The 16707-nt window shown below is 41.4% G+C and carries 16 protein-coding genes and 2 other annotated features; all 16 genes read right to left on the bottom strand.

Annotated elements, in window-relative coordinates:
- Window positions 1-88: 88 nt before the first annotated feature.
- Complete coding sequence (gene rpoC, locus AJGP001_RS00595) at window positions 89-3694, bottom strand: DNA-directed RNA polymerase subunit beta' (RefSeq protein ID WP_058386739.1); 3606 nt, start codon at window positions 3692-3694, stop codon at window positions 89-91.
- A 107-nt stretch (window positions 3695-3801) separates the two neighbouring features.
- Window positions 3802-7356, bottom strand: coding sequence for a DNA-directed RNA polymerase subunit beta (rpoB, locus tag AJGP001_RS00590; RefSeq protein WP_058386740.1), 3555 nt, complete (start codon window positions 7354-7356; stop codon window positions 3802-3804).
- Between the two features lie 214 nt (window positions 7357-7570).
- Complete coding sequence (locus tag AJGP001_RS00585) at window positions 7571-8173, bottom strand: class I SAM-dependent methyltransferase (protein WP_071153301.1); 603 nt, start codon at window positions 8171-8173, stop codon at window positions 7571-7573.
- A 124-nt stretch (window positions 8174-8297) separates the two neighbouring features.
- Window positions 8298-8657, bottom strand: a complete 360-nt coding sequence (gene rplL / locus AJGP001_RS00580) for a 50S ribosomal protein L7/L12 (RefSeq protein WP_058386742.1) — start codon at window positions 8655-8657, stop codon at window positions 8298-8300.
- 57 nt (window positions 8658-8714) lie between these two features.
- A complete protein-coding gene (rplJ, locus tag AJGP001_RS00575; RefSeq protein WP_058386743.1) occupies window positions 8715-9215 on the bottom strand; it encodes a 50S ribosomal protein L10 in 501 nt (166 codons plus the stop codon).
- A 31-nt stretch (window positions 9216-9246) separates the two neighbouring features.
- Window positions 9247-9395: a sequence feature (ribosomal protein L10 leader region), on the bottom strand.
- Between the two features lie 42 nt (window positions 9396-9437).
- On the bottom strand, window positions 9438-10136 hold the full coding sequence (gene rplA, locus AJGP001_RS00570; protein ID WP_058386744.1) for a 50S ribosomal protein L1: 699 nt from the start codon (window positions 10134-10136) through the stop codon (window positions 9438-9440).
- A 105-nt stretch (window positions 10137-10241) separates the two neighbouring features.
- Complete coding sequence (rplK, locus tag AJGP001_RS00565; RefSeq protein ID WP_006828906.1) at window positions 10242-10667, bottom strand: 50S ribosomal protein L11; 426 nt, start codon at window positions 10665-10667, stop codon at window positions 10242-10244.
- Window positions 10668-10831: 164 nt separating this feature from the next.
- Window positions 10832-11365 carry a transcription termination/antitermination protein NusG gene (nusG, locus tag AJGP001_RS00560; RefSeq protein ID WP_058386745.1) on the bottom strand — a complete coding sequence of 178 codons (534 nt, stop codon included), beginning with the start codon at window positions 11363-11365 and terminating at the stop codon, window positions 10832-10834.
- A gap of 103 nt (window positions 11366-11468) precedes the next feature.
- Entirely contained in the window at window positions 11469-11654 is a 186-nt protein-coding gene (gene secE / locus AJGP001_RS00555; RefSeq protein WP_058386746.1) for a preprotein translocase subunit SecE, read from the bottom strand.
- A gap of 58 nt (window positions 11655-11712) precedes the next feature.
- On the bottom strand, window positions 11713-11859 hold the full coding sequence (gene rpmG, locus AJGP001_RS00550; protein WP_078080010.1) for a 50S ribosomal protein L33: 147 nt from the start codon (window positions 11857-11859) through the stop codon (window positions 11713-11715).
- A 69-nt stretch (window positions 11860-11928) separates the two neighbouring features.
- Window positions 11929-12579, bottom strand: a complete 651-nt coding sequence (gene sigH, locus AJGP001_RS00545) for an RNA polymerase sporulation sigma factor SigH (RefSeq protein WP_071153300.1) — start codon at window positions 12577-12579, stop codon at window positions 11929-11931.
- A gap of 71 nt (window positions 12580-12650) precedes the next feature.
- The gene (locus AJGP001_RS00540) at window positions 12651-13160 is read right to left on the bottom strand and encodes an NYN domain-containing protein (protein WP_071153299.1); all 510 of its coding nucleotides are present in this window, start codon (window positions 13158-13160) and stop codon (window positions 12651-12653) included.
- A gap of 4 nt (window positions 13161-13164) precedes the next feature.
- Window positions 13165-13920 (bottom strand): 23S rRNA (guanosine(2251)-2'-O)-methyltransferase RlmB, encoded by a 756-nt coding sequence (rlmB, locus tag AJGP001_RS00535; protein WP_071153298.1) that lies wholly within the window; start codon window positions 13918-13920, stop codon window positions 13165-13167.
- Window positions 13917-14336 (bottom strand): Mini-ribonuclease 3, encoded by a 420-nt coding sequence (locus AJGP001_RS00530; RefSeq protein ID WP_071153297.1) that lies wholly within the window; start codon window positions 14334-14336, stop codon window positions 13917-13919. The genes rlmB and AJGP001_RS00530 overlap by 4 nt, the downstream gene beginning before the upstream one ends.
- Entirely contained in the window at window positions 14333-15742 is a 1410-nt protein-coding gene (cysS, locus tag AJGP001_RS00525; protein WP_071153296.1) for a cysteine--tRNA ligase, read from the bottom strand. Before cysS ends, AJGP001_RS00530 begins: the two co-directional genes overlap by 4 nt.
- Window positions 15739-16401, bottom strand: coding sequence for a serine O-acetyltransferase EpsC (gene epsC / locus AJGP001_RS00520; RefSeq protein ID WP_058386752.1), 663 nt, complete (start codon window positions 16399-16401; stop codon window positions 15739-15741). Before epsC ends, cysS begins: the two co-directional genes overlap by 4 nt.
- Before the next feature lie 52 nt (window positions 16402-16453).
- Window positions 16454-16671 (bottom strand) — a binding site (T-box leader).
- Between the last annotated feature and the right edge of the window lie 36 nt (window positions 16672-16707).

The raw sequence follows: 16707 nt of genomic DNA, 5'->3' as shown, positions 1-16707 counted from the left end.
TATCATTCTATGCTAATGCTGTCAACTGAATTCTTAAAAAATCCCGAGGAGATTATTTAGAACCTCCCCGGAATCTAATACATTTATTTTATGACTCTGTACCGACACTTTCTTGCTTCGCCGCTTTTTCGCTTTGAGCAATTCTGATTTGACGGTAACGCTGCATTCCTGTTCCAGCTGGAACAAGTTTACCGATAATAACGTTCTCTTTCAATCCTAGAAGCTCATCACGTTTCCCTTTAATCGCTGCATCTGTTAAGACGCGAGTCGTTTCTTGGAAAGATGCGGCTGATAAGAATGATTCTGTTTCAAGAGAAGCTTTTGTAATCCCTAGAATTACGGGACGGCTTGTCGCTGGTAAGTTACCTTCTAGAACCGCTTTAACATTGGCTTCAGTAAATTGATGAATATCCAAAAGTGAACCTGGTAGCAATTCAGTATCACCGGCTTCAATTACGCGAACTTTACGGAACATTTGACGAACCATAACTTCTACGTGCTTATCGCCGATTTCAACACCCTGCATACGGTATACTTTTTGAACTTCTTTCAATAGATAAACTTGAACAGCTTGAACGTCTTTTACTTGTAGCAATTGTTTCGGATCAATTGAACCATCTGTCAATACTTCGCCTCGAACAATAGCATCGTCTACTTGAACCTTGATACGAGCATTATAAGGTGCTAAGTATTTACGTGTTTCAACGTCACCTTGAATCGTTACTTCTTTTTGGCCTTCGCGAATTTCGTCAATTTCAGTAACGGTACCTGTAATTTCAGAAATAACGGCTTGACCTTTCGGATTACGCGATTCAAATATTTCTTGGATACGCGGAAGACCTTGTGTAATATCGTCTCCTGCAACACCGCCTGTATGGAATGTACGCATCGTAAGCTGAGTTCCTGGTTCTCCGATTGATTGAGCCGCAATAATACCAACTGCTTCGCCCACTTCAACTTCGTCTCCAGTTGCCAAGTTCGTTCCGTAACATTTCTTACAAATACCGTGTTTTGTGTTACATGTAAACGCAGAACGAATTGTCACTTCTTTAATGCCTGCCTCAAGAATGAGACGAGTCAAGTCTTGTGTGATCAGTTCATCTTTCGCTACAATAATCTCTTTAGTTTCCGGATGGCGAATTGTTTTCTTAGCATGACGACCAACGATACGCTCGTGCAGCTCTTCAATCACTTCTGTGCCTTCCATTAACGCCCCTACCAACAAGCCTCTATCAGTTCCGCAGTCATTTTCGCGAACAATTGCATCTTGTGCAACATCTACTAAACGACGAGTTAAGTAACCAGAATCGGCTGTTTTAAGTGCTGTATCGGCAAGACCTTTACGAGCACCGTGAGTTGAGATGAAATATTCAAGTACTGTCAATCCTTCACGGAAGGATGATTTGATCGGAAGTTCGATAATACGCCCAGCCGGGTTGGCCATCAATCCGCGCATACCAGCAAGCTGTGTAAAGTTGGAAGCATTACCACGAGCTCCGGAATCACTCATCATAAAGATTGGGTTTAAGTTATCAAGAGATGCCATCAGTTTGCCCTGAATGATATCTTTTGCATTACTCCAATACGAAATGACACGTGCATAGCGTTCTTCTTCTGTAATCAATCCACGACGGAATTGTTTCATTACTTTGTCTACATTTTCTTGTGCGCTAATTAAAATTTCTCCCTTGTCTGGAAGAACTACAATATCTGACACACCAACAGTAATGCCGGCTTGTGTCGAATACTTAAATCCAAGACTCTTCATGCGATCTAGCATTTTTGAAGTTTCCGTAATATGGAAACGTTTAAATACTTCAGCAATAATTTCTCCGAGAATTTTCTTTTTAAATGGCGTTACAAGTTCGGCTTCTTCAATATGCTTGCGAATATCCGTTGTTGTAGCAACAAAGTATTTCGCTGGCGTTTCCACCTGCAAGTTAAAGTCAGTCGGTTCATTGATATATGGGAATGACTTCGGCAGAATTTCATTGAAAATAATTTTACCAACAGATGTCAATAAAAGCATTTTGTTTTGTTCTTCTGTGAACGTCGGGTTGTTAACAGCTCCAGCTTGAATCGCAATACGTGTATGCAAATGCACATGGCCTGTTTGATAAGCGATCATGACTTCTTCAGGTCCTGAGAAAGTTGCGCCTTCTCCTGTAGCACCTTTACGCTCAAGTGTTAAGTAATAGTTTCCTAAAACCATATCCTGAGATGGTGTTACAACAGGTTTTCCGTCTTTTGGATTCAAAATGTTTTGAGCTGCAAGCATTAGTAGTCTTGCTTCTGCTTGTGCTTCAGATGATAAAGGTACGTGAACAGCCATTTGGTCACCGTCGAAATCGGCATTGTATGCAGTACATACAAGCGGGTGAAGGCGAATTGCTTTTCCTTCAACTAACGTTGGTTCAAATGCCTGAATACCTAGTCTGTGAAGAGTTGGTGCTCGGTTCAATAGAACCGGATGCTCCTTGATAACATCTTCCAGTACATCCCAAACTTCAGAATGAAGACGTTCGATTTTACGTTTTGCGCTCTTAATGTTATGAGCCAATCCACGTTCAACCAATTCCTTCATCACAAAAGGTTTAAACAATTCAATTGCCATTCCTTTTGGCAAACCACATTGGTACATTTTCAAGTTAGGTCCAACTACGATTACTGAACGACCTGAATAATCTACTCGTTTACCAAGAAGGTTTTGACGGAAGCGTCCTTGTTTACCTTTTAACATATGAGAAAGAGATTTCAATGGACGGTTACCAGGTCCAGTAACCGGACGGCCACGACGACCATTATCAATTAATGCATCAACAGCTTCTTGAAGCATGCGTTTTTCGTTTTGAACGATAATGCTTGGTGCACCAAGATCCAAAAGACGTTTCAAACGGTTGTTCCGGTTGATTACACGACGATAAAGGTCATTTAAATCGGAAGTCGCAAAGCGGCCTCCATCTAATTGAACCATCGGACGAAGTTCAGGTGGAATAACAGGAAGCACATCTAAAATCATCCAATCAGGGTTGTTTCCTGAGTTACGGAATGACTCAACGACTTCAAGGCGTTTAATCGCACGAGTACGACGTTGACCTTGTGCCGTTTTTAACTCTTCTTTTAAAGAATCCGTTTCGCGCTCAAGGTCAATTTCTTGTAACAGACGTTTGATTGCTTCTGCTCCCATAGCCGCTTGGAATTTCTTGCCAAACTTATCACGGTAAGCGCGGTATTCTTTTTCAGATAAAAGCTGTTTCTTTTCAAGTGGTGTATCTGCAGGATCAATTACTACATAAGAAGCAAAGTAAATTACTTCTTCAAGTGAACGCGGTGACATATCTAAGATAAGTCCCATACGGCTCGGAATTCCTTTGAAATACCAAATGTGTGAAACTGGAGCAGCTAATTCAATATGCCCCATGCGCTCGCGGCGAACTTTTGAACGTGTAACTTCAACGCCACAACGATCACAGACAACACCTTTATAACGAACACGTTTGTATTTACCACAATGACATTCCCAATCCTTCGTAGGACCGAAAATACGTTCGCAGAACAAACCATCTTTTTCAGGTTTTAGTGTACGGTAATTGATTGTTTCTGGCTTTTTGACTTCTCCATAAGACCATGAGCGAATTTTATCGGGTGACGCTAATCCGATCTTCATATACTCAAAATTATTAACATCTATCAAGGAGCCTACCTCCCTTTTGTCTCGAGTTTCTGTACGGCTCTTCCTCGGTAATGGCTAAGCGAATAAATGGAGAACGGCCGGTTACAGCCGTTCGAATCCAATCGTTATTAATCAATTGTTCCAACCGGTGCTTCTTTATCTGCGATTGGTAGGATATTCAATGAATCCGCAGGCTGAAGATCTTCTTCTTCATCCAAATCGCGTAATTCAATTTCTTCATCATCAATCGTCAACATCTTAACGTCCATACCTAAACTTTGAAGCTCTTTGATTAGAACTTTAAATGATTCCGGCACACTTGGTTCCGGTACACTTTCGCCCTTAACAATTGCTTCATACGTTTTCACACGACCTACAACATCATCCGACTTGACTGTTAAGATTTCTTGTAATGTATGTGCAGCACCATATGCTTCTAGTGCCCATACTTCCATCTCACCAAAACGCTGTCCACCGAATTGTGCTTTACCACCCAGTGGTTGTTGAGTAACCAATGAGTAAGGTCCAGTTGAACGGGCATGCAATTTATCGTCAACCATGTGAGCAAGTTTGATCATGTACATAATCCCTACAGACACACGGTTATCGAACGCTTCCCCAGAACGACCATCATAGAGAATCGTCTTACCATCAAGTGGCATACCTGACTCTTCCATTGTTTCCAACACATCTTCTTCATTCGCTCCATCAAATACAGATGAAGCCATATGAATTCCAAGTGAACGAGAAGCCATTCCAAGATGCAATTCAAGCACCTGACCGATATTCATACGAGACGGTACACCCAGTGGGTTCAACATAATGTCGACTGGTGTGCCATCAGGCATAAATGGCATATCTTCTTCAGGTAAAATCCTTGAAATAACACCTTTGTTTCCGTGACGACCGGCCATTTTATCACCCACAGAAATTTTACGTTTCTGAACGATGTATGCGCGGACTAGCTGATTAACACCCGGTGGTAGTTCATCTCCATCTTCACGGTTGAAGATTTTAACGTCCAATACAATACCGCCAGCACCGTGAGGAACTCGCAACGATGTATCGCGAACTTCGCGTGCTTTTTCACCAAAAATAGCATGAAGAAGACGTTCTTCAGCAGTTAATTCAGTAACGCCTTTAGGTGTTACTTTACCAACTAGAATATCTCCATCTTTTACTTCAGCTCCGACACGGATAATTCCACGGTCATCCAAGTTACGTAATGCGTCTTCCCCTACGTTCGGAATATCGCGCGTAATTTCTTCTGGTCCAAGTTTTGTATCACGTGAATCAGATTCGTACTCTTCTATGTGGACAGATGTGTAAACATCGTCTTTCACTAAACGTTCACTCATGATGATCGCATCTTCGTAGTTAAAGCCGTCCCACGTCATGAAGGCTACCAATACGTTTCTTCCCAATGCCATCTCTCCGCGCTCCATTGAAGGTCCATCGGCTAGAATATCACGTTTAGAAATACGGTCTCCAACTTTAACGATTGGGCGTTGGTTATAACTTGTCCCTTGGTTCGAACGAACGAATTTCTGCAATCTGTAGACATCCAAGTCACCCTTAACTTCATTGCCATCCACAACTTCGATGCGGCGAACTGAAATTTCTTTTGCTTCCACAAACTCTACAATACCGTCATTTTTTGCCACCACAGCTGCACCAGAATCACGTGCCGCCAAATGTTCCATTCCAGTTCCTACAAAAGGAGCTTCCGGATTTAACAAAGGAACTGCTTGACGTTGCATGTTCGCTCCCATTAATGCTCGGTTGGAGTCATCGTTTTCTAGAAATGGAATACAAGCTGTTGCTACGGAAACGACCTGCTTCGGAGAAACATCCATATAGTCAATGCTGCCGCGTTTGTAAATTGTGTTTTCCCCGCGGAAACGTGCCACAATGCCTTCTTCAACAAATGATCCATCGTCATTTAATTTCGAGTTAGCTTGAGCGACTACATAGTTATCTTCTTCATCCGCAGTCAAGTAATCAATATGCTGTGTAACTAAGCCAGTTTCACCATCTACACGACGATAAGGAGTTTCAATGAAACCAAACTTATTCACTTTCGCAAATGTTGAAAGTGTATTGATCAATCCAATGTTCGGGCCCTCAGGCGTTTCAATTGGACACATACGGCCATAATGTGAATAGTGAACGTCACGCACTTCAAAACCTGCACGTTCACGCGTTAAACCACCGGGCCCAAGAGCCGATAGACGGCGTTTGTGTGTCAATTCAGCAAGTGGATTCGTTTGATCCATAAACTGAGAAAGCTGAGAACTACCGAAGAACTCTTTAATTGATGCAATAACCGGGCGGATATTGATCAATTGTTGAGGTACGATGGCTTGTGTATCGTTAATCGACATACGCTCACGCACGACGCGCTCCATACGAGACAAACCAATACGGAATTGGTTTTGTAAAAGCTCACCTACTGAACGCAAACGGCGGTTACCAAGATGATCAATGTCATCTGTGTTTCCAACACCGTAAAGAAGGTTAAAGAAGTAACTAATAGAAGAAATAATATCCGCTGGCGTTACATTTTTAATCTTATCTTCTATATAAGCATTACTAATCACGGTGATTTCTTTTTGATCTTCGTTGTTCGGCGCATAAATTTTAATCGACTGTAAAGTAACTTCACCTTCTAGAACGCCACCTACTTGAGAAACCGTATGGAAACCAACACCGTTTTCTAAGTTTGGAATTAAACGATCCAGTACACGACGATCAATTAATGTCCCTGCTTCAACTAAAATTTCACCTGTTTCAGGATCTGCCAATGTTTCGGCAATTGTTTGGTTGAAAAGACGGTTTTTAATATGGAGCTTTTTGTTCATTTTGTAGCGACCAACATTTGCTAAGTCATAGCGTTTTGGATCGAAAAAGCGTGAATATAGTAAGCTCTTCGCACTTTCAACCGTTGGTGGCTCACCAGGGCGCAAGCGTTCATAAATTTCAAGAAGCGCCTTTTCTGTGCTCTCTGTATTATCTTTTTCAAGTGTGTTTTGAAGGAATTCGTTATCTCCAAGCAAATCAATGATTTCTTGGTCTGATCCAAATCCAAGAGCTCTTAAAAGAACTGTTACTGGCAATTTACGTGTACGATCAATTCTGACATACACGACATCTTTCGCATCTGTTTCGTACTCCAACCATGCTCCACGGTTAGGTATAACAGTTGCTCCAAAGCCTTTTTTACCATTTTTATCTGTCTTGTCGTGGAAATAAACACTTGGCGAACGAACTAACTGGGAAACGATAACGCGTTCTGCGCCATTGATGACGAAAGTACCCGTTTCTGTCATTAATGGGAAATCTCCCATGAAGACATCCTGCTCTTTTACTTCGTCTGTTTCTTTGTTGTGCAGACGCACTTTAACACGCAAAGGTGCTGCGTAAGTAACGTCGCGCTCTTTCGATTCATCGACTGGATACTTCGGTTCCGCGAGACTGTAATCAACAAACTCGAGTGATAGATTCCCTGTGAAATCTTCAATCGGTGAAATATCTCGGAACATTTCGCGAAGCCCTTCTTCGAGAAACCATTCATAAGATGATGATTGAATTTCGATCAAGTTCGGAAGATCCAGCACTTCACTGATTCTCGAAAAACTTCTGCGTTGACGATGTTGACCGTACTGAACTAGTTGACCTACCAACTTATTCACCCCTCAATAAAACGATTATAGGTCTTTGCGATTTCTACAAAATAGTGTATGATATCGAAAAGACAAAAAGAAAACGAGGCTAAAACAGCTCATTTTCGGTTTACACGTGATTAGCTCTGTCGCCATGCCAAGCCCGAAAAAGGGCAAACGACCTCAAAATAATAAATTTTGCATTTCATTATAATAACACAGGCGTTTTGTCAAGTCAAACTTTTCTGGCTTCAAAAATAAAGTAACCTTTCTTCTTATCAACCACTCTTACTTCTCCGAAAAGTTCTTCTAATTTCACTTGTGTAGAAGGAGCACCTTGCTTTTTTTGAATAACTACCCACAATGATCCACCATCCATTAACTTTGCAGCTGCTTCTTCATAAAAACGGAAAATAGTTTCTTTTCCAGCCCTAATTGGCGGATTTGTTAGGATAGCTGAGAAATCATCAATTTCAACCGCAGCTAATCCGTCACTTTCATAAATCTGGACATTGGAGATCTCATTTTTTTCAACATTTGTTTTCGCTAGTTCAATAGCTCGTGTATTCACATCTATCATATGAACTTGTTTTTGAGGAAATGCTTTTGCGATTGCCATCCCGATCGGCCCGTAACCACAACCCACATCCAGCATAGGTCCATCAATATCAGCTTCTCTGAATGCCTCGATTAATAAACGCGAACCAAAATCGACTTCACTTTTGCTGAAAACTCCTGTATCGGTTTGGAATCGGAATTTTTCGCCGCGTAACACATCTGTCCACTCTCGAGGATTGCTTTTTATTTGAGGATTTTTAGAATAATAATGTTGAGACATATAACGTCCTCCTTGCATTCACCTTATTACGGACAATGTCCGCCCTGCAAATAAATTTAAAAAGAAGAAAAGCCCGTCGGTATACACTGACGAGCTTTCCTTTCTTTTTTATGAATTCATGAAATTACTTAACTTCTACTGAAGCGCCAACTTCTTCAAGTTTGCCCTTCATTTCTTCAGCGTCTTCTTTAGATACGCCTTCTTTGATTGCTTTAGGAGCTTCGTCTACAAGTGCTTTTGCTTCTTTAAGACCAAGACCAGTGATTTCGCGTACTGCTTTGATTACTTTGATTTTTGAATCGCCTGCAGAAGTAAGAATAACGTCAAATTCAGTTTGTTCTTCTTCAGCAGCAGCGCCAGCACCAGCAGCAGCAACAGGAGCAGCAGCAGTTACGCCGAACTCTTCTTCGATTGCTTTTACTAGGTCGTTTAGTTGAAGAACTGTCATTTCTTTGATTGCGTCTAAGATTTGTTCTTGTGTCATTATAGTTTCCTCCTATTGATAGGTAATATTTTTTGTCTTGCTTAGCCGGCTAACTTATTAAGCGCCTTGTTCTTCTTTTTGATCTGCAACTGCTTTTGTTGTAGCTGCAAAGTTGCGGATTGGAGCTTGTAGTACGCTGAGTAGCATAGATAGCAAGCCATCACGTGATGGAAGTTCTGCCAATGCTTTCATATCGTCAGCAGATGCGACTACACCTTCAATAACGCCCGCTTTGATTTCAAGCGCTTCATTCGCTTTAGCGAAGTTATTGATGATTCTTGCTGGTGCTACTACATCTTCGTTAGAAAATGCAATTGCGTTTGGTCCTGTAAAGTGTTCGTTGATTGCTTCAAGTCCGTGCATTTCAGTCGCACGACGAGTCATTGAGTTTTTGTAAACTTTAAACTCAACGCCTGCTTCACGAAGCTGTTTACGAAGTTCTGTTAATTGTGCAACGTTCAATCCACGGTAATCAACAACTACAACTGACGCTGCAGCATTGAATTTATCAGCGATTGTTTGCACGACAACTTTTTTCGTTTCAACTGCTTTGCTCATTTTGGCACCTCCTATAGATTTTTCATTTATACCGTCCATAAGAAAAGCCTCTGGTCCATTACAGACACAGAGGCATAAAATCAGCATCAAAAAGATGTTTACTGAATTCATCATGTCCTCGGCAGGGATAAATTAAGCGACTAGCGCCCCTACTGTCTGCGGTACAAATGGGTATTTCACAACTCCGCTAGTATAGCAGAGCAGAAATACGATGTCAATATATTATTTAGCAACTACTTTAGATGGATCCACTTTAACAGCAGGCCCCATTGTAGTAGTAACGTTTAATGATTTGATGTACGTACCTTTAGCAGAAGATGGCTTCGCTTTTAATACTACGTCATAGATCGCTTCTAAGTTTTCAGCAAGTTTGCTGTCATCAAAAGAAACTTTTCCGATTGGCGCATGGATAATACCTGTTTTGTCTGCACGGTATTCCACTTTACCCGCTTTGATTTCTTGAACAGCTTTCGTTACGTCAAAAGTAACTGTACCTGTTTTAGGGTTTGGCATTAAGCCTTTTGGTCCTAAAACGCGTCCAAGTTTACCAACTTCACCCATCATGTCAGGAGTTGCAACGATCACGTCGAAGTCAAACCATCCTTGTTGGATTTTTTGGATATATTCAGCGTCGCCTACGAAATCAGCACCAGCTGCTTCAGCTTCTTTAAGTTTTTCGCCTTTAGCAAAAACCAATACGCTTTGAGTTTTACCAGTTCCGTTTGGAAGTACTACTGCCCCACGGATTTGCTGGTCGTTCTTACGCGTGTCGATTCCTAGACGGAAAGCCACTTCCACTGTAGCGTCAAAGTTCACCGTGCTTGCTTTTTTCGCAAGTTCGATTGCTTCTTTCGCTTCGTATTGTTTTGAGCGGTCGATTAATTTTTGTGCGTCTTGCAATTTTTTGCCTGTTTTAGCCATTTTAAACGTCCTCCTTGTTGTGGTATAACGGAATGAACCTCCCACGATTAAAGGCTGCGCGGTTCATGATGAACTGCGCAACCCATCCAAAAACAACTACTAGAATTAGTCTTCGATTGTAATGCCCATACTGCGAGCAGTACCTTCAACCATCAACATTGCAGCTTCTACTGAAGCAGCATTTAGATCTGGCATTTTAGTTTCTGCTATTTCGCGAACTTTGTCGCGTTTCACAGTCGCTACTTTATTGCGGTTCGGTTCGCCTGAACCTGATTCAATACCGGCTGCTACTTTTAATAGAACAGCTGCGGGCGGAGTTTTCGTAATGAATGTAAATGAACGATCTTCAAATACTGAAATCTCAACTGGAATGATCAGTCCTGCTTGATCTGCCGTACGCGCGTTAAACTCTTTACAGAATCCCATGATGTTAACACCTGCTTGACCCAATGCTGGACCAACTGGTGGCGCTGGATTAGCTTTTGCTGCAGGTATCTGCAATTTTACAACTTTAACAACTTTTTTAGCCACGAAACACACCTCCTTAAGTCCGTGATGTGGTAATAGGGTTGCCCCTCCCACTCAATATCTGTCTGTCAACGATGTTGATAGAATTAGCTAAATTGTACAGAGTGTCCTATGACAGTCTGACCTTTGAAATAATACCATTAATAATTCAGAATAGCAAGGGACTTTTATACTTTTTGAACTTGCTCGAAATCCAGTTCCATTTTGGTTTCGCGACCAAAGATGTCAATCGCTACTTTTACTTTGCCTTTTGTATCATCAATTTCCTCGACTTTTCCTTGGAAATTAGCAAATGGCCCTTCCATTACTTCAACTGTATCCGCAACCGCAAAGTCAATGTCCACTTTGCGTTCTGTCATACCCATTTGTTTCAAGATAAATTCAACTTCTTCATCTAATAACGGCGTTGGTTTTGCTCCTCCACCCGATGAACCGATAAATCCTGTAACACCCGGTGTATTTCTGACTACATACCAAGATTCATCTGTCATGATCAATTCAACCAAAACATATCCCGGGAAGGTCTTACGCATTACTGTACGCTTTTTACCATCTTTAAAATCTGTTTCTTGTTCTTCGGGAATGATGACGCGAAAGATCAGATCTTCCATACCCATTGTTTCGACACGCTTTTCTAAATTTGCTTTAACTTTGTTTTCATACCCGGAATACGTGTGGACTACATACCAATTTTTCTCCATAATCGTGCGGACTAAACGTCCATCCCTCCTTTTTAACCAAATGAAAAAACCCGTTCTCATAGAATGACGGGCTATTTTTTATGCGTTATTCTTATCGAACAACTTATAATGCTACGAACCAACGGAATAATTCCGAGATGCCTGCATCGACTATTGTGAAAAAGAGAGCCATAAAAATACAAGTAGAAAGAACAACGATTGTATAACGAGTTAGTTCTTTTCGTTTCGGCCAGCTTACTTTCCGCATTTCCGAAACGACATTTTTAAAGAAACCGCTAATGTTACCCATTATTTTAAAAACCTCCGAATTTCAAAATCACTCTATATCGCCCGGCATTCAGTTAAATTCATATCGTTTGTTTATGCACGGTATGCTCATTGCAATGAGCACAGAATTTTTTGAGTTCCAAACGTGTGCTAGCTTCTGCTTTCGCAGGAACCGTATAATTACGAGATGCACATTTTGAGCAGCTTAATACAATTTTTTTGACCACAGTATCACCTTATTTATATTTAAAGCTTTTTCAAGGTTATCACTTTAAAACAGCCCTGTCAACCGCACTTCAGGAGCTTGGCATCTCATTGATCTGTAAGTGACGCTCAAGTTTTCTCTTGACTCGCTGTAATGCGTTATCAATTGATTTTACATGGCGTTCAAGCTTTTCTGAAATTTCTTGATAAGATTGACCATCTAAATAAAGGGCTAACACTTCACGTTCCAGTTCACTTAGTACTTCTCCCATTTTTTCTTCCATATACTGAAACTCTTCGTTATGAATGACCAAATCTTCCGGATCGTCTACGCCATTGCCCGCCAGTACATCCATTAAAGTCCGGTCAGACTCTTCATCGTAAATTGGCTTGTCCAACGAGATATACGAATTTAACGGAATATGCTTCTGTCGAGTTGCTGTTTTAATAGCGGTGATGATTTGACGAATAATACATAATTCCGCAAATGCACGAAACGAAGATAATTTATCACTTTTAAAATCTCGAATCGCCTTGTATAAACCAATCATGCCTTCTTGAATAATGTCTTCTTTGTCAGCGCCGATCAGAAAATACGAGCGGGCTTTCATTCGAACAAAAGGACGGAACTTTGTAATCAAAAAATCCAGTGCTTCCGTATTTCCACTGTGGACTAAACTGACAAGTTCCTCATCTGTCATACCGGTGAATCGTTGGGGCTGAACTTGATCATGATTTTCCACGGGTGATCCCTCCGATTGCGTGAGCCTCGATATCTTCAGTATACAGGAAGAAAAAAATGAGCGTCAACCGTTCATTTCAAGCCTCTTCGCCATTTTTCGAAAATTTCCGCTACTTCTCCAGACAGCGGTATCTTTGAAATCCCGCGCTGCTCCTGGATTTCTTTTACTTTTTTAGTGATGTTCTCCTGTATTTCAGTCGTTTCAATTTCTAGTTCTCTTGCTGAAATTCGTAGAGCTCCTTTACCAAAAATAACCCATTGCTCTGTTAAATCCGAAGTTGCTACATAAACTTGGTCGCGGCGAGTATGCAAGCTTGTCGCCAATTTTTCGATCCGTTCATCTGCCGTTTCACTTTCTTTTGTGTAAATGACTTCAACATCGTGGTGCAGATTTTTGGCTTCAATTCCCGGAACAAGGTGAGCGTCAAAAACGATGATAACACGCCATCCCTTATAGCTCCGGTATTCAGCCATCCGCTCTATAAGACGATCTCTAGCATTCGCCAATTTATCTTTTTTCAGTTCCTGCAGTTCGACCCAGTCCCCAATGATATTGTATCCATCAACCAGCAGAATATTCATGGCATTAATCCAATGGATTGCGCTTTCTATAAACTTCGTACATCAACAAGCTTGCTGCTACTGACGCATTAAGCGACGTGACATGACCTACCATAGGCAATTGATAAAGAAAATCACATTTTTCACGCAAAATCCGACTCATGCCTTTGCCTTCGCTGCCAATAATAACGGCTAGTGGCAAAGATGCATCCATTTTTCGGTAATCAACCGACTCTTTTGCATCAGTACCGGCAATCCATACCCCGCGCTTTTTTAGTTCATCTACAGTTTGTGACAAGTTATTAATGCGCACGACTGGCACATGCTCAATCGCGCCCGTTGAAGCTTTTGCCACAACCCCAGTCAAACCAACTGCACGACGCTTTGGAATAATCAAACCATGAACGCCAATTGCATCCGCTGTTCTCATGATAGAACCCAAATTATGTGGATCTTCTAACTCATCTAAGATCAAGAAAAATGGATCTTCACTCTTTGCCGAAGCTGCTGCAAACAAATCATCCAAACTTGCGTAATTATAAGCAGCTACTGCTGCCGCGATTCCTTGATGATTAGTATCCGTCAAACCGTCAATTTTTTTCTTTGGAACTGACTGGACAATGACGCCTCTGTCTTTTGCCAACTGCAATAATTCAGTAATACCTTTTTTCTGGACACCTTCAGCAATCCAGATTTTATTAATATCCCGGTCTGCTCGTAACGCTTCGAGTACGGGGTTCTTACCGCCAATTATTTCCGGTGCCAACTCTTCTTCAGTCATTTCAATCCGCCTCCCAGCTCTTCAATGATCTCAATCGCATAGGAAATGATTTCGTCCACACGCGCTTGTTCTTCTTTTAAATACAACCAGCCCAGTACCGCTTCAAAAGCGGTACTGAAATTATAAGTTTGTACGTCGGTATTCTTTGGTACGGACCCAGACTTGGCGTTGCGTCCTCTTCTCATGATTGCCAATTCGGCTTCTGTTAAAAACCCTTCTTCTGTCAGCCGCTTTAACACTACTGCTTGCGCTTTAGCAGAAACGAAAGTAGTTGATTGGCGATGCAAAATATTCGGTTTTGAACGGCCAGAGCGTAATAAATGCTCACGTACTGCTTGCTCATAGACCGCATCTCCCATATAGGCAAGTGCAAGTGCATTGAGTTGATCTACATCTTTTTTTCGTAAAATAGTCAATTTATTGCCCCTCGTTTCCAGCGTGTCCCTTGCGCTGTATCTTCTAAGATGATATTTTTTTCTTTGAATAAATCACGGATTTCATCTGCCCGTGCAAAGTCACGATTTTTACGCGCTTCAATGCGTTCGATCATCAAAGCTTCTACTTCTTCGTCTAGTAGTTCTTTTTTCTGACTGAACGGTAAGCCTAAAACACCAGCCAACTCATCAAACACCGCGAGGAATGTTTCCAAAACCGTTGTTGCTGTTTGTTTTTCCAATAAATACGTATTAGATAAGCGAGATAAGTCGAAAAGACTAGAAATCGCATTCGCTGTATTAAAGTCATCATCCATTGTTTCAATAAACGCCGCTTTAATCGTGTCGATTTTGTTAATCCAACTATCTGAATGGTCGCCGAGGTCAGCAGACACACTCAATCGGTGATTTAAGTTAGCATAAGCTGTACGCAGTCGCTCTAGTCCAGCAACTGCATCTTCTACTAATTGCTGCGAGTAGTTGATTGGGTGACGGTAATGAACCGACAACATAAAGAAACGTAGCACTTGTGGGTCCATCTCTTTTAATATATCGGTTACCAACACAAAATTATTCAGCGACTTCGACATTTTTTCATTATCAATATTGATATACCCGTTGTGCATCCAATAACGCGCAAATGGCTTGCCAGTGAACGCTTCAGATTGAGCAATTTCATTTTCGTGATGCGGGAACGTTAAATCTTGTCCGCCTGCGTGAATATCAATCGTATCACCCAAATGTTCGCGCGCCATTACCGAGCACTCGATGTGCCAACCCGGACGCCCTTTCCCCCATAGACTATCCCATGAAATTTCTTTTGGTTTTGCCGCTTTCCATAGTACGAAATCTAGCTCATCTTCTTTTTTATCACCTGTTTCAATACGAGCACCAATCTTCAATTCATCAACTGATTGATGAGACAACTTGCCGTAACCATCAAATTTTCGCGTACGGTAGTAAACATCTCCTTGTGACTCGTAAGCGTAATCTTTTTCAATTAGCGCTTGAATAAACTCAATAATTTGCGCCATATGATCTGTTACGCGCGGGTGCACATCTGCCTCCGTACAACCAAGTGCTTTCGTATCTTCAAAGTAAGCGGCGATAAAACGCTCCGCAATCTCTGGTACTTCTTGACCCAGCTCATTAGCCGCTTTGATCAATTTATCGTCAACATCTGTAAAATTAGATACGTACTTCACATCATAACCGCGGTATTCTAAATGACGACGAACGGTGTCATAAACGATAACCGGACGCGCGTTACCAATGTGAATATAATTATAAACAGTCGGTCCGCAGACATACATTTTCACTTTACCTTCTTCTAATGGAATAAAGGTTTCTTTTTGTCTGGATAATGAATTAAAAATTTGGATTGTCATAAACGACGCCCTTCTTCCTGTGTTACTTGTTTTAGTTGTTCGATTTCCTGTTGCAATTTAGCAATTTTTGCTTCCATCCCATCACATTTATCCATAACAGGGTCTGGCATATGTTGATGGTTTAAATCTTGTTTTACTTTCATACCATTTTGAATGACCACTTTGCCTGGAATTCCGACTACCGTAGAATTCATCGGGACATTTTTTAAAACGACCGATCCGGCTCCGACTTTGGAATTAGCACCAATAATAATAGAACCTAACACTTTGGCGCCTGTCGCAACTAAAACATTATCTTCTAATGTCGGATGACGTTTACCACGTTCTTTACCCGTACCACCTAATGTGACACCTTGATACAAAGTAACATTATCACCGATTTCACAAGTTTCTCCAATAACAACACCCATACCATGGTCAATAAAGAACCTGCGGCCAATAACGGCACCTGGATGAATTTCGATGCCTGTAAAAAAGCGGCTAATTTGCGAGATCACACGGGCAATAAAAAACAATTTATTCTTAAAAAAGAAATGTGCTAGTCGATGTGCCCAAATGGCATGGAGACCGGAATAAGTTAACATAACTTCCCAATAATTACGCGCTGCCGGGTCTTGTTCAAAAATGACATCCACATCATCTTTCAATAACTTAAACATTTGTCTCGCTTCCTTTCTGATCCAAAATAAAAAGCGCCCCTGTCATATACATGACAGAGACGCTTAGTTGCGCGGTTCCACTCTGATTAAAAGAACAGCTCGTCCTTTTCTCTCGAAAGCCTATAACGCAGGCAAAACGTCTGGTCTACTTGATTCGACTCAGCACTCGGAGAGGCATTTCGATGCGGCAGCGGCCCGGATCCCTTTCAGCCGATGAGGATCTTCTCTTGAGAGCTTGCTGCATGTACTTCTTCTCGTCAACGTTTTATAGATGGTAAATCTATTTTACACCGTCAGCCTAATAAG

This window comes from Planococcus faecalis, from assembly GCF_002009235.1.
In the GTDB taxonomy this organism is placed as follows: Bacteria; Bacillota; Bacilli; order Bacillales_A; family Planococcaceae; genus Planococcus; species Planococcus kocurii.
This window is presented reverse-complemented; position numbering and strand designations above follow the sequence as displayed.

Coding starts and splice junctions, on each gene's coding strand:
- AJGP001_RS00585 (WP_071153301.1), bottom strand. CDS start 8,173: ATGTCTCAACATTATTATTCTAAAAATCCTCAAATAAAAAGCAATCCT.
- rplL (WP_058386742.1), bottom strand. CDS start 8,657: ATGACACAAGAACAAATCTTAGACGCAATCAAAGAAATGACAGTTCTT.
- rplJ (WP_058386743.1), bottom strand. CDS start 9,215: ATGAGCAAAGCAGTTGAAACGAAAAAAGTTGTCGTGCAAACAATCGCT.
- rplA (WP_058386744.1), bottom strand. CDS start 10,136: ATGGCTAAAACAGGCAAAAAATTGCAAGACGCACAAAAATTAATCGAC.
- nusG (WP_058386745.1), bottom strand. CDS start 11,365: ATGGAGAAAAATTGGTATGTAGTCCACACGTATTCCGGGTATGAAAAC.
- secE (WP_058386746.1), bottom strand. CDS start 11,654: ATGGGTAACATTAGCGGTTTCTTTAAAAATGTCGTTTCGGAAATGCGG.
- AJGP001_RS00540 (WP_071153299.1), bottom strand. CDS start 13,160: ATGAATATTCTGCTGGTTGATGGATACAATATCATTGGGGACTGGGTC.
- rlmB (WP_071153298.1), bottom strand. CDS start 13,920: ATGACTGAAGAAGAGTTGGCACCGGAAATAATTGGCGGTAAGAACCCC.
- cysS (WP_071153296.1), bottom strand. CDS start 15,742: ATGACAATCCAAATTTTTAATTCATTATCCAGACAAAAAGAAACCTTT.
- epsC (WP_058386752.1), bottom strand. CDS start 16,401: ATGTTTAAGTTATTGAAAGATGATGTGGATGTCATTTTTGAACAAGAC.